General features: G+C 68.6%; 11 protein-coding genes. 7 read left to right on the forward strand and 4 right to left on the reverse strand.

Annotation, left to right across the window (positions count from 1 at the left end; all coding sequences use genetic code 11):
- Window positions 1-50: 50 nt before the first annotated feature.
- Window positions 51-1,439, forward strand: coding sequence for a wax ester/triacylglycerol synthase family O-acyltransferase (locus A9X00_RS03015; protein WP_067149021.1), 1,389 nt, complete (start codon window positions 51-53; stop codon window positions 1,437-1,439).
- Here the strand turns inward: A9X00_RS03015 and A9X00_RS03020 are convergent.
- The 3 genes from A9X00_RS03020 to A9X00_RS03030 are packed head-to-tail and all read right to left on the reverse strand — an operon-like array spanning window position 1,432 to window position 5,141.
- Window positions 1,432-2,700, reverse strand: coding sequence for an alpha/beta hydrolase (locus A9X00_RS03020; RefSeq protein WP_067149023.1), 1,269 nt, complete (start codon window positions 2,698-2,700; stop codon window positions 1,432-1,434). The genes A9X00_RS03015 and A9X00_RS03020 overlap by 8 nt on opposite strands.
- The gene (gene fadD12, locus A9X00_RS03025) at window positions 2,700-4,328 is read right to left on the reverse strand and encodes an acyl-CoA ligase FadD12 (protein WP_067149026.1); all 1,629 of its coding nucleotides are present in this window, start codon (window positions 4,326-4,328) and stop codon (window positions 2,700-2,702) included. The genes A9X00_RS03020 and fadD12 overlap by 1 nt, the downstream gene beginning before the upstream one ends.
- Before the next feature lie 3 nt (window positions 4,329-4,331).
- Complete coding sequence (locus A9X00_RS03030; RefSeq protein ID WP_067149029.1) at window positions 4,332-5,141, reverse strand: 1-acyl-sn-glycerol-3-phosphate acyltransferase; 810 nt, start codon at window positions 5,139-5,141, stop codon at window positions 4,332-4,334.
- 223 nt (window positions 5,142-5,364) lie between these two features.
- Here A9X00_RS03030 and A9X00_RS03035 point away from each other — a divergent pair, with 223 nt between their 5' ends.
- The 3 genes from A9X00_RS03035 to A9X00_RS03045 all read left to right on the forward strand — a co-directional run bounded on the left by A9X00_RS03035 (window position 5,365) and on the right by A9X00_RS03045 (window position 8,536).
- Window positions 5,365-5,784, forward strand: a complete 420-nt coding sequence (locus A9X00_RS03035) for a hypothetical protein (protein WP_067149032.1) — start codon at window positions 5,365-5,367, stop codon at window positions 5,782-5,784.
- Between the two features lie 70 nt (window positions 5,785-5,854).
- On the forward strand, window positions 5,855-7,573 hold the full coding sequence (locus A9X00_RS03040; protein ID WP_067149035.1) for a DUF3556 domain-containing protein: 1,719 nt from the start codon (window positions 5,855-5,857) through the stop codon (window positions 7,571-7,573).
- A 102-nt stretch (window positions 7,574-7,675) separates the two neighbouring features.
- Window positions 7,676-8,536 carry an Ig-like domain-containing protein gene (locus A9X00_RS03045; protein ID WP_082974663.1) on the forward strand — a complete coding sequence of 287 codons (861 nt, stop codon included), beginning with the start codon at window positions 7,676-7,678 and terminating at the stop codon, window positions 8,534-8,536.
- A 58-nt stretch (window positions 8,537-8,594) separates the two neighbouring features.
- On the opposite strand, the gene A9X00_RS03050 is transcribed toward A9X00_RS03045, so the two are convergent.
- Window positions 8,595-9,308 carry a beta-xylosidase gene (locus A9X00_RS03050; protein ID WP_067149038.1) on the reverse strand — a complete coding sequence of 238 codons (714 nt, stop codon included), beginning with the start codon at window positions 9,306-9,308 and terminating at the stop codon, window positions 8,595-8,597.
- A gap of 268 nt (window positions 9,309-9,576) precedes the next feature.
- Here A9X00_RS03050 and gap point away from each other — a divergent pair, with 268 nt between their 5' ends.
- From gap to tpiA, 3 genes are all read left to right on the forward strand, one after another.
- Window positions 9,577-10,596, forward strand: a complete 1,020-nt coding sequence (gene gap, locus A9X00_RS03055; RefSeq protein WP_067149041.1) for a type I glyceraldehyde-3-phosphate dehydrogenase — start codon at window positions 9,577-9,579, stop codon at window positions 10,594-10,596.
- A 4-nt stretch (window positions 10,597-10,600) separates the two neighbouring features.
- The gene (gene pgk, locus A9X00_RS03060; RefSeq protein ID WP_067149044.1) at window positions 10,601-11,824 is read left to right on the forward strand and encodes a phosphoglycerate kinase; all 1,224 of its coding nucleotides are present in this window, start codon (window positions 10,601-10,603) and stop codon (window positions 11,822-11,824) included.
- An 8-nt stretch (window positions 11,825-11,832) separates the two neighbouring features.
- On the forward strand, window positions 11,833-12,553 hold a 721-nt coding region (gene tpiA, locus A9X00_RS03065; RefSeq protein ID WP_067149047.1), incomplete at its 3' end, for a triose-phosphate isomerase.

Genomic DNA, 12,553 nt, shown 5'->3' on the forward strand with positions numbered 1-12,553 from the left:
GTCCAGCAAATTGCTGGTCGTGGTGGGTGGGGGAGGGCTACGGTCATCGCATGAAGCGGCTTTCGAGTGTCGATGCGGCGTTTTGGTCTGCGGAAACCGCGGGCTGGCATATGCATGTGGGTGCGCTGGCGATCTGCGATCTCACCGATGCCCCCGAATTCAGCTTTGAACGCGTCCGCGAGCTGATCATCGAGCGGCTGCCCGAGCTGCCGCAGCTGCGGTGGCGGGTCACCGGCGCGCCCCTCGGGCTGGACCGGCCCTGGTTCGTCGAGGACGAAGAGCTCGATATCGACTTCCACATCCGTCACATCGCCGTTCCGGCCCCGGGCGGCAGGCGCGAGGTCGACGAGCTGGTGGGTCGGCTGATGTCCTACAAGCTGGACCGTTCCCGTCCGCTGTGGGAGCTCTGGGTCATCGAGAACGTCAAGGGCAACCGGGTCGCGACGCTGACCAAGATGCACCACGCGATTGTCGACGGAGTCTCGGGCGCCGGGCTCGGCGAAATCCTGCTCGACGTCACGCCCGAACCCCGTCCGCCGCAAACGGAGACGGTCGGGTCGTTGGTGGGATTCCAGCTTCCGGGGCTGGAGCGGCGCGCGATCGGCGCGATGATCAACGTCGGCGTCAAGACGCCCTTCCGCATCGCCCGGCTGGTGGAACAGACGCTGCGCCAGCAGGTCGCCGCGCTGGGCGTCAGCAGCAAGCCGCCGCGCTACTTCGAAGCGCCCAAGACACGGTTCAACGCACCGGTGTCTCCGCACCGGCGCATCACCGGCTGCCGCGTCGAGCTGGACCGCGCCAAGGCCGTCAAGGACGCCTACGGCGTCAAGCTCAACGACGTGGTGCTGGCGCTCGTGGCCGGGGCCGCCCGAACGTACTTGATGAAGCACGATGAATTGCCGGCCAAACCGCTCATCGCGCAGATCCCGGTCTCGACGCGCACCGACGAAAGCAAGAGCGACGTCGGCAACAAGATCAGCTCGATGACCGCGTCGCTGGCCACCGACATCGAAGACCCCGCTGACCGGCTGAAGGCCATCCACGAAAGCACCCAGAGCGCCAAAGGGATGGCCAAAGCGCTGTCGGCCCACCAGATCATGGGCCTTACCGAGACCACGCCGCCGGGATTGCTGCAGCTGGCCGCCCGCGCCTACACCGCCACCGGGCTCTCGCGCAACCTGGCCCCGCTCAATCTTGTCGTGTCCAATGTCCCAGGGCCGCAGTTCCCGCTGTACATGGCGGGCGCCAAATTGGAGTCGCTGGTGCCGCTCGGCCCGCCCGTCATGGACATCGCCCTGAACATCACCTGCTTCTCCTACGAGAAATACTTGGACTTCGGCTTTGTCACCACCCCCGAAGTCGCCAATGACATCCACGAGATGGCCCGCGCCATCGAGCCGGCGCTGACCGAACTCGAGGTCGCGGCGGGGCTCAGGTAGCGGGCGGATTCTTCGCGTACACCCAGGACAAAAACCGCGCGACGGCCTCCGCCGACCGATGCGCCCGCGGGGAGCTGAAGATGTCGAAAGCGTGTTGGGCGTGCGGTAATTCGGCGTAGGCGACCGGCGACTTCGACACCTCGCGCAGCTGCTCGACGAACTCCTGCGCCTCGCCGACGGGAATCAGGGAGTCGTCGCGGCCGTGCAGGATGAAAAACGGCGGCGCGTCGTCGCGCAGCTTGCAGATCGGCGAGGCCTCGGTGTAGACGTGCCGGTGCGTCGCGAATTTCCTTTTGACGACGAGCTTTTCGAGCAGGCCGACGAACTCCGCGCGGCCCTCGCCTTCGGTGGAAAACCAGTCGTAGCGGCCGTACACCGGGACCGCGGCGGTCACCGAGGTGTCGGCGTCCTCGAAGCCCGGCTGGAACTGCGGGTCGTTGGGGGTCAGCGCCGTCAGCGCGGCCAGGTGGCCGCCGGCGGAGCCGCCGGTGATCGCGACGAAGTCCGGGTCCCCGCCGAACCGCGCGATGTTCTCTTTGACCCAGGCCAGCGCCCGCTTGACGTCGACGATGTGATCAGGCCAGGTGTGCACGGGCGACACCCGATAGCCGATCGACACGCACACCCAGCCGCGGGCGGCGAGGTGGCTCATCAGAGGGTAGGCCTGCGGGCGGCGCATCCCGATCACCCACGCGCCGCCCGGCACCTGCAGCAGCACCGGCGCCTTGGCGTCGCGCGGCAGGTCGCGGCGGCGCCAGATGTCGGCCAGGTTGGCGCGGCCGTGCGGGCCGTAGGACACCACGTTGGTCTTCTCGACGTAGCGCCGGCGGGCCACCGTGTTGCCCAGCGGCAGGCTGCGCCGCCCGCTGCGGGTGGGCTTCGTCTGCGGCAGCTCCTCCAGCGCCTCGGTGTAGTCGGGCCCCAGCTGTTCGCGCAGGCCCGCCTCGAGAACCGGTCCCGGCGTGGTGACGCCGCGATACTTGATCACCGCCAGGATGGCCCAGGACGCCGCCGTCAGCGCCAGCGCGGCCTTGCCGCGCCGGCCGGCGAAGTCGCCACGCCGTCCGCGGCGCAGCGCGTCCACCAGCGAGGCGGAGAAGTACACGCCCGGAACCTCCGACGTCGGCCAGCCGAACCAGAACACCAGGACGGTGCTGTAGCCCTTGCGGGCCAGTGGCCGTAATCCGTTGGCGGCGTTGGCAAGTTCGACCGCCGCGCGCGCCAACGGGCGAGGCTTTCGCAGCGTCCGGGCAAGCCGCATCAGCCGTTGACCCGGGACAGCAGCTCGTTGCGCAGGATCTTGCCGGTGCTGCCGCGGGGAAGCTCGTCGAGGACCGCGATCTCGCGGGGCACCTTGTAGTTGGCCAGGTTGTCGCGCACGTGCTGCTTGAGCGTGTCGACCGTCGCGGACGCGCCCGGCGCCAGCACCACGAAAGCCGCCAGCCGCTGGCCGTACTGCTCGTCGTCCACGCCGATGACCGCCGCCTCCGCGACCTCGGGATGGGCGGCCAAAGTCTTCTCCACCTCGATGGGGTAGACGTTCTCACCGCCGGACACGATCATCTCGTCGTCGCGCCCGACAACGAACAGGCGCCCGGCGTCGTCGAGGTATCCGACGTCGCCCGAGGACATGAACCCGGCGTGGAAGTCTTTCGTGGTGCCGGAGGTGTAGCCCTCGAACTGGGTGTCGTTGCGGACGTAGATGGTGCCCACCTCGCCGGCGGGGAGTTCGTTGAATTCCTTGTCCAGGATCCGGATTTCGGTTCCGCCGGCCGGCCGGCCCGCTGTGTCGGGGGCCGCGCGCAGGTCGGCCGGGGTGGCGGTGGCGATCATGCCGGCCTCGGTGGCGTTGTAGTTGTTGTAGATCACGTCGCCGAACTGGTCCATGAACGCGATGACGACGTCGGGGCGCATCCGCGAGCCGGAGGCCGCGGCGAAGCGTAACGACTTGCAGCTGTAGCGGTTTCGTACCTCGGCCGGCAGCTCCATGATCCGGTCGAACATCACCGGCACGACGGCCAGGCCGGTCGCCTGGTGCCGGTCGATGAGGTCGAGGGTGGCCTCCGGGTCGAACTTGCGCCGGGTGATCACCGTGCAGGCCATCGACGCGGCGAAGATCAATTGCGAGAAGCCCCAGGCGTGGAACATCGGGGCCACGATCACGATGTTTTCCTCGGCCCGCCACGGCGTGCGGTCCAGGATGGCCTTGAGCGTCCCGATCCCCGCGTTGCCGCCGGTTTGGTTGGCGCCCTTGGGAGTTCCGGTGGTACCCGAGGTGAGCAGGATCATCCTGCCCTTGCGGCCGCCGCGCCGGGGCTCCTGCCCGGCGTGGTCGGTGATGAGCTTTTCCACCGTCAATTCGTGCTGCCCGCTGGTCCACGCCACGATGCGGGTGGCGTCCGGCCTCTCGGCCAACGCCCGGTCCACCGTCTCGGTGAACTCCTCGTCGTAGATCACGGCGTCGACGCCCTCGCGCGCCAGCACCTCGGCCAGCGCCGGCCCGGCGAACGAGGTGTTGAGCAGCACCACGTCGGAGCCGATCCGGCTGACGGCCACCACCGACTCGACGAAACCGCGGTGGTTGCGGCACATGATGCCGACGACCTTGGGCGTTCCCGAGGGCAGGTCCTGCAGCGCCGCCCCCAGCGCGTTGATCCGCTCGTCGAGCTGGCGCCAGGTCAGCGTGCCAAGCTCGTCGATCAGGCCGGGACGGTCCGGGCAGCGCTGCGCGGCGCCGGCGAACCCCACGGTCATGCCCATGCCCTCGCGGCGCATGGCCGCGGCGATCCTGAGGTAGCGGTCGGGACGCATCGGCGCGATCATCCCGGCGCGCCGCAGCGTCCCAAAGATGCCCAGCGCCTGGTCGATTCGAGATGTCCGAGAAGTCATCGTTCAGCCCAGGATCGGGAATCGGCGCTTGGCGGCGAGGTCGCGCAGGGCCTGCTGCATCACCGAACGCACGTGCTCGTCGACCTCGTCCACGTCCGGGTCGTCGCCGAACTGCGCGGCGATGTCGATCGGCTCGAGCACCTGCGTCACGATCTTGGTGGGCAGCGGCACGTTGGGCGGGATCACCGCGCTGAACCCGAACGGGAAGCCGAACGACAGCGGCAGGATCGCGCTGCGCAGCAGGCGCTTCACCCCCAGCCGCTCGGCCAGCCACGTGCCGCGCGAGAGGTAGAGCTGGGTTTCCTGCCCGCCGATGGACACCGCGGGGACGATCGGCACGCCGGCCTCGATCGCCGTGCTCACGTATCCCTTGCGGCCGTTGAAGTCGATGACGTTCTCCGAGAGCGTGGGCCGGTAGGCGTCGTAGTCGCCGCCGGGGAAGACGACCACCACGCCGCCGGACCGCAGGGCCTTGGCCGCGTTCTCCCGATTGGCGCGGATGTAGCCGGTGCGCCGGAAGAACTGCCCAGTGGGGCCGGTCATCAGGATGTCGTGGCTCAGCGTGTAGACCGGCCGGTCGTAGCCGAACTTCTCGTAGAAGTGGACGCTGAAAATCGGGACGTCCATGGGGAACATGCCGCCGGAGTGGTTGCCGACCACCAGCGCGCCGCCGGGCGGGAATGAATCCAAGCCGTGCACCTCGGACCGGAAGTAGGTCTTCAGGAACGGGCGCATCACGCCCATCACGCGCTGGGTCAGGCCGGGATCGAACTTCTCGATGTCCTCGATGTTTGGGCTGTCGCTGTCGGTCACGTTTCTCCCTTGCAGCTCCGACGGGCCGCGTCGCCGCGTCGAGTCCCTCGATGGTAGCGAGCGGGATCCGGGCCGCCGTGGCCTGTTTGACACGAATTAGTACCCGGCTTGGGTTTGGGCCAACCTCAAACGGAGGTATCCATCCGCGGAGCCTATGGCGCCGGCCGGATGAGGGGGCTATTGTTACGTGGCCAATGACCCTGCCCAGCGAAAAGAGGCGAAAATGGACGTCGCCGGATTGTCCGATGAGCGGGGTACTCGCTCGGTCGCTGGGCACGTGTCGAACGGCGTTCGCGACCGGCGCGGGCGTCGGCCTCGCAGCAGCGCGGTCCGTCCCGGCCCGGTGAACGTCCGCCAACCGGTAGCCAGGGCGGAGTCCCCGACCGCGGCGGCGGCGACGGCGGATCGCCGCCAGGCCGACTACTTCCGCCGGGTGCTCGTGCAGAACCGTCGCCACATCGAGCACCGGCTCTCGGAGTACCAGAAGGCGATCGCGACAGCGGAAGCCACCGGCGACGCCGAAGGCGCCGCCAGCGTTCGCCGCATGGCGCGCCTGGAGGAGCAGGAACGTCAAACGCTCGACGTAATGATCGAAAAGCTGCAGCGCCGCTTCCCGCCCCCGAATCGGGCCGCCGCCCGTTAGGGCCCGGGCTTCAGCGGTCCAATCACGCTGAGCGCCAACTGGTTTCACCTGTGAGGGAATGAGGCCACCCATGGGATTCATGTCACCGGAGCTACCGGACGTCGACCCCGACACGTGGCTGGCGCGGCCAAGGGCCACCCGACTGCAGATCGTGACCCGGCATTGGGCCGAACACGGCTTCGGGACGCCGTATGCGGTGTATCTGCTGTACCTGTTCAAGATCGCCTTGTACGTCGCGATCCCGGCCGCGATCATCTCGATGACTCCCGGCCTGGGCGGGCTGGGCCGCATCGGCGAGTGGTGGACCCAGCCGATCGTGTACCAGAAGTTCATCGTCTTCACGCTGCTGTTCGAGGTTCTGGGTTTCGGCTGCGGGTCCGGCCCGCTGACCGGACGGTTCATGCCGCCGGTCGGTGGATTCCTGTATTGGTTGCGGCCCAACACGATTCGGTTACCCGCGTGGCCGGACAAGGTGCCGTTCACCCGCGGCGATACCCGCACCGTCGTCGACGTCGCCCTCTATGCCGTCGTGCTGGCCGGCGGGGTGTGGGCGCTGCTGGCGCCGGGCCCACTGATCGATCCGGTCCGGGTGCTGCCCACCATCGTGGCGCTGGCCGTGCTCGGCCTGCGCGACAAGACCATCTTCCTGGCCGCGCGCGGCGAACACTATTGGCTGAAACTGTTCGTGTTCTTCTTCCCGTTCACCGACCAGATCGCGGCGTACAAGCTCATCATGCTGTGCCTGTGGTGGGGAGCGGCGACCTCCAAGCTCAACCACCACTTCCCGTACGTGGTTTCGGTGATGACGAGCAACAACGCGCTGCTGCGGCCCAGGCTGTTCCTGCCGCTGAAGCGCGCGCTGTACCTGGACCATGTCAGCGACCTGCGCCCCTCGTGGTTGCCGAAGGTGATGGCCCACGTCGGCGGCACCACCGCGGAATTCTTGGTTCCGACGGTTCTGGTGTTCGTCGCCGGCGACCAGCCATGGCGGTGGTTCCTCATCGGGTTCATGGTGGTCTTCCACCTCAACATCCTTTCCAACCTCCCGATGGGAGTTCCGTTGGAGTGGAACGTGTTCTTCATCTTCTCGCTGTTCTATCTGTTCGGGCACTACGGCGCGATCCGCGCGACGGACCTTCGGTCTCCGCTGCTCCTCGCCCTCATCCTTGCCGCGGTGGCCGTCGTGGTCGCGGGAAACCTTTTCCCCGAAAAGATCTCGTTCCTCCCCGCGATGCGCTACTACGCCGGCAACTGGGCCACCAGCGTGTGGTGCTTCCGCGCGGGCGCCGAGGACAAGATCGAGGCCGACATCGTGAAAAGCTCTGCGCTCGTGGTGAATCAGTTGGCCAAGCTGTACGGCGCCGGTACCGCCGAGGTGATGTCGGACAAGGTGGCAGCGTTTCGGGCGATGCACACGCATGGCAGGGCGCTCAACGGCCTGCTGCCCCGCGCGATCAACACCGAGGCCGAATACAGCGTCCGCGAGGGCGAAGTCGTCGCCGGGCCGTTGGTCGGCTGGAACTTCGGCGAGGGTCACCTGCACAACGAGCAGCTGCTCGAGGCGGTGCAACGGCGCTGCCAGTTCGAGGAGGGCGACGTCCGCGTCATCGTGCTCGAGGGCCAGCCGATCCACATCCAAAAGCAGTGGTACCGCATCCTCGACGCCAAGACCGGGGTGATCGAGGCCGGCTATGTCGACGTCGCCGACATGCTGACCCGCCAGCCGTGGCCCGAGCCCGGCGACGAGTTCCCCGTCCACGTCACTACGCGCGCCGTGGCCGAAACGTGACCCAGGCTTGATCGAATCGCTAACGCGCCCTTGTACTTCCGCTGTTCACGGCGCCCGTACCATGGCTATTACAACCATGTCAGTTAAACAGGGACTGGAGCCATGCGAGCGGTTGTTCGGTGTGTTCTTGCGGTGAGCGCTGTCGCTGCCAGTGTGGCTGCCGGGCCGACCGACATACGCCTGGCCGCGGTCACCCGGCCGGATGGATCCGCCGTCGCGTCGGTGCTACCCGCGCGCGGCGAGGTGGTGGGGGTGGCGCACCCCGTGGTGGTGACGTTCCGCACACCCGTAACCAACCGGAGCGCGGCCGAGCGCGCCGTCCGGGTCACGTCGTCCCCGCCGATGACCGGCAGGTTCGAATGGCTCGACAACGAAGTCGTGCAGTGGGTTCCCGACCACTACTGGCCGGCGCACAGCACCGTCGCGCTCTCGGTGGGCGGCCGACCCACGGAATTTGCCACCGGCCCCGCCGTCGTCGGGACCGCCAACATCGCGGACCACACCTTCACGGTGACCATTGACGGCGTCCAGTCGGGGCCGCTGCCCGCGCCGCACCACCGGCCGCACTGGGGCGAGGCGGGCGTGCTGCCCGCCTCGATGGGCAGGCCCGAGTACCCGACCCCGGTCGGCTCCTACACCGTCCTGTCCAAGGAACGCACGGTGATCATGGACTCGAGCAGCGTCGGCATCCCCGTCGACGATCCCGACGGCTACCGGATCCCGGTGGACTACGCCGTCCGCATCACCGGCCACGGCCTCTTCGTCCATTCGGCCCCGTGGGCCGTCAACGCGATGGGCCTGGAGAATGTCAGCCACGGCTGCATCAGCCTGAGCCCCGAGGACGCCGAGTGGTACTACGACACCGTCCACGTCGGCGACCCGGTGATCGTCGAGGACTCGCCGCGGCGCCAGCCACCGTCACGGCCGCAGCCGCCGTTGCTGTGGGAGGGCCCAGCCAGCTGACGAACGAACCCGCCGGGCTTGGCCCGGCGGGTTCGCTTGATTGGGAAGGGGATCCGCGTCAGCGCGCGGGCCCCGGGGCGGTCGGCTGACCGGGTGCCGGGCCGCCGGCCGGCGCCGGACCGGTGGGAGCTCCCTTACCGGTCCCGGACATGTCGATGATCGGAGCGGCCGGCGCCGCGACATCCAGGGGACCACCGGCGAGCGCGATCAGCGGAGCGCCGACCGGCACCACCGGGACCGGGGCGCCCACCGGGATGGGGGCGCCCACGGGGATGGGGGCACCCACGGGGACCGGGGCACCCAGCGGCACCGGGGCGCCGACGGGCACGGGCGCGCCGACCGGAACCGGCGCACCCACCGGGACCGGCGCACCGGCCGGTACCGGCGGCCCCAGAGCGATCAGCGGGGCCCCGGCCGGCGCCACCGGGACCGGCCCGGGCGCCACAACCGGAACGCCGGACATGTCGGTGAGCGGGGCGCTGGACGTACATACGGTCGCGGCCGGTGCCGGCCCGCCGCCTGTCGGCGTGCCGCCGCCCGGCCCGCTCACCGGTGTGCCGCCCGCCGCCGGCGCGCCCCCGGCCAATGGTCCGGCCGCGCCCGCCGGCCCGCCGGCCGCCGGAGCGCCGACCTCGCCGGACTGACCCTGGATGCACGCGTAGCCGCCCGTCTTCAGCGGGGTGGCTGCCGCATCCGGGCTCAACGCTATGGCGGCCCCACACAGCCCAGCGATGGCACCAACTGTGAAGTTGAACCGATCAAAGCCCGTCATCAACGTCGACTCCTTTAGCGTTTCGCAATCAAATGCGGCAGCAGAACCGCATAGCTGTCCCGCAGCCGTGTCGAATGTATGACCCCGTGGTGCTATTGGACACGCGACGATTCCGGGGCTTATCGAACCGATACGAACCAGACACGCTCCGGTTATCGGGGCCGTTCGCTGTGACCGGCAAGCGGTGGCGCGCGTCACTGATCTAGGCTGGCGGCGAGCGCGTAATCAGCGGACTCGCCGAAGACATCTGAAGACAGGGAGAGATCACGTGACGGTCCGAGTGGGTATCAACGGCTTCGGCCGAATCGGACGCAATTTCTACCGGGCGTTGCTGGCCCAGCAGGAGCAGGGCACGGCAGATGTCGAGGTGGTGGCCGTCAACGACATCACCGACAACGCCACATTGGCGCACCTGCTCAAATTCGACTCGATCCTGGGCCGGCTGCCCTTCGACGTGAGCCTGGACGGCGAGGACACCATCGTGGTGGGCAGCCACAAGATCAAGGCACTCGAGGTGCGCGAGGGGCCGGCGGCGTTGCCGTGGGGTGACCTCGGGGTCGACGTCGTCGTCGAATCCACCGGCCTGTTCACCAACGCGGCCAAGGCCAAGGGCCACCTGGAGGCGGGCGCCAAGAAGGTGATCATCTCCGCACCGGCCAGCGATGAGGACATCACCATCGTGCTGGGGGTCAACGACGACAAGTACGACGGCAGCCAGAACATCATCTCCAACGCGTCGTGCACGACGAACTGCCTGGCGCCGGTGACCAAGGTGCTCGACGACGAGTTCGGCATCGTCAAGGGGCTGATGACCACCATCCACGCCTACACCCAGGACCAGAACCTGCAGGACGGGCCGCACAAGGACCTGCGCCGGGCGCGGGCGGCGGCGCTGAACATCGTGCCCACGTCCACCGGTGCGGCCAAGGCGATCGGGCTGGTGATGCCGAATCTCAAGGGCAAGCTGGACGGGTACGCGCTGCGGGTGCCGATCCCGACCGGCTCGGTGACCGACCTGACCGTCGAGCTTGGCAAGGCCGCCAGCGCCGAGGACATCAACGCGGCGTTCAAGGCCGCGGCGGAGGGCCGGCTCAAGGGCATCCTGAAGTACTACGACGCCCCGATCGTGTCCAGTGACATCGTCACCGACCCGCACAGCTCGATCTTTGATTCCGGGCTGACCAAGGTCATCGACAACCAGGCCAAGGTGGTGTCCTGGTACGACAACGAATGGGGCTACTCCAACCGCCTCGTCGACCTCGTCGCACTGGTCGGCAAGTCGCTGTAAAACCGTGAGCATTCCGACTCTCGAAGACCTTCTGGCCGAGGGGGTTTCGGGCCGCGGCGTCCTGGTGCGCTCCGACCTGAACGTCCCGCTGGATGACGGGACCATCACCGACGCCGGGCGCATCACCGCGTCGGTGCCGACCCTGAAGGCGCTGCTCGATGCCGGCGCCAGGGTGGTGGTCACGGCGCATCTGGGTCGGCCCAAGGACGGCGCCGAGCCGAAGCTGTCACTGGCGCCGGTGGCCGCCGCGCTCGGCGAGCAGCTCGGGCGGCACGTGCAGCTGGCCGGTGATGTCGTCGGCACCGACGCGCTGGCCCGCGCCGAGGGCCTGACCGACGGCGACGTCCTGCTGCTGGAGAACATCCGCTTCGACGCCCGCGAAACCAGCAAGGACGACGGCGAGCGGCTGGCCCTGGCCCGGCAGCTGGCCGAATTGGTCTCGCCGGGAGGGGCTTTCGTCTCCGACGGCTTCGGGGTGGTGCACCGCAAGCAGGCCTCCGTCTACGACGTCGCGACCCTGCTGCCGCACTACGCGGGCACGCTGGTGGCCGACGAGGTCCGGGTCCTCGAGCAGCTGACCAGCTCGACCACGCGCCCCTACGCGGTCGTGCTCGGCGGATCGAAGGTGTCCGACAAGCTCGGCGTCATCGAGTCGCTGGCGACCAAGGCCGACAGCATCGTGATCGGCGGCGGCATGTGCTTCACCTTCCTTGCCGCGCAGGGTCTTTCGGTTGGCACGTCGTTGCTCGAGGCCGACATGGTCGACACCTGTCGCCGGCTGTGCGAGACCTACGCCGACGTGCTTCACCTGCCGGTGGACATCGTGGTGGCGGAGAAGTTCGCCGCCGATTCGCCGGCGGAAACCGTTGCGGCGGACCGCATTCCGCAGGACAAGATGGGCCTGGACATCGGACCCGAGTCGGTCAGGCGGTTCACCACGCTGCTGTCCAACGCGGCGACCATTTTCTGGAACGGCCCGATGGGGGTGTTCGAATTTCCGGCGTTCGCCGCCGGCACCAAGGGCGTCGCCGAGGCCGTCGCCGCGGCCACCGGCAAGGGCGCCTTCAGCGTGGTGGGCGGCGGTGACTCCGCGGCCGCCGTTCGCGCGCTCGGCATCCCCGAGGGCGACTTCTCGCACATCTCGACCGGCGGCGGCGCCTCGCTCGAATACCTGGAGGGCAAGACGCTGCCGGGCATCGAGGTGCTCGGCCGGCCCCAGCCAAGCTAAGGAGACTCGTGAGCCGCAAGCCACTGATCGCCGGCAACTGGAAGATGAACCTCAACCACTTCGAGGCGATCGCGCTGGTGCAGAAGATCGCGTTCGCGCTGCCGGACAAGTACTACGACAAGGTCGACGTCACCGTCCTCCCGCCGTACACCGACCTGCGCAGCGTGCAGACCCTGGTTGACGGCGACAAGCTGCGGCTGACCTACGGCGCCCAGGACCTGTCCCCGCACGACTCCGGCGCCTACACCGGCGACATCAGCGGCGCCTTCCTGGCCAAGCTGGGCTGCCAGTTCGTGGTCGTCGGCCATTCCGAGCGGCGCACCTACCACCACGAGGACGACGCGCTGGTGGCCGCCAAGGCCGCCGCCGCGCTCAAGCACGAGCTCACCCCGATCGTGTGCATCGGCGAGCACCTGGAGACCCGGGAGGCGGGTGAGCACGTCAGTTACTGCGAAAACCAGCTGCGCGGCTCGCTGGCCGGGCTGTCGGCCGAGCAGATCGCCAAAGTCGTCATCGCCTACGAGCCGGTCTGGGCGATCGGCACCGGCCGGGTGGCCAGCTCCGCCGACGCCCAGGAGGTGTGTGCGGCGATCCGCAAGGAGTTGGCGTCCCTGGCCTCGTCGAAGGTCGCCGAAACCGTGCGGGTGCTCTACGGCGGTTCGATGAACGCCAAGAACGTCGGCGACCTGGTCGCTCAGGACGACGTCGACGGCGGGCTGGTCGGGGGCG

It is taken from the genome of Mycobacterium sp. 1245805.9, from assembly GCF_001672915.1.
GTDB lineage: Bacteria > Actinomycetota > Actinomycetes > Mycobacteriales > Mycobacteriaceae > Mycobacterium.

Coding starts and splice junctions, on each gene's coding strand:
- A9X00_RS03015 (WP_067149021.1), top strand. CDS start 51: ATGAAGCGGCTTTCGAGTGTCGATGCGGCGTTTTGGTCTGCGGAAACC.
- A9X00_RS03020 (WP_067149023.1), bottom strand. CDS start 2,700: ATGCGGCTTGCCCGGACGCTGCGAAAGCCTCGCCCGTTGGCGCGCGCG.
- fadD12 (WP_067149026.1), bottom strand. CDS start 4,328: ATGACTTCTCGGACATCTCGAATCGACCAGGCGCTGGGCATCTTTGGG.
- A9X00_RS03035 (WP_067149032.1), top strand. CDS start 5,365: ATGGACGTCGCCGGATTGTCCGATGAGCGGGGTACTCGCTCGGTCGCT.
- A9X00_RS03040 (WP_067149035.1), top strand. CDS start 5,855: ATGGGATTCATGTCACCGGAGCTACCGGACGTCGACCCCGACACGTGG.
- A9X00_RS03045 (WP_082974663.1), top strand. CDS start 7,676: ATGCGAGCGGTTGTTCGGTGTGTTCTTGCGGTGAGCGCTGTCGCTGCC.
- A9X00_RS03050 (WP_067149038.1), bottom strand. CDS start 9,308: ATGACGGGCTTTGATCGGTTCAACTTCACAGTTGGTGCCATCGCTGGG.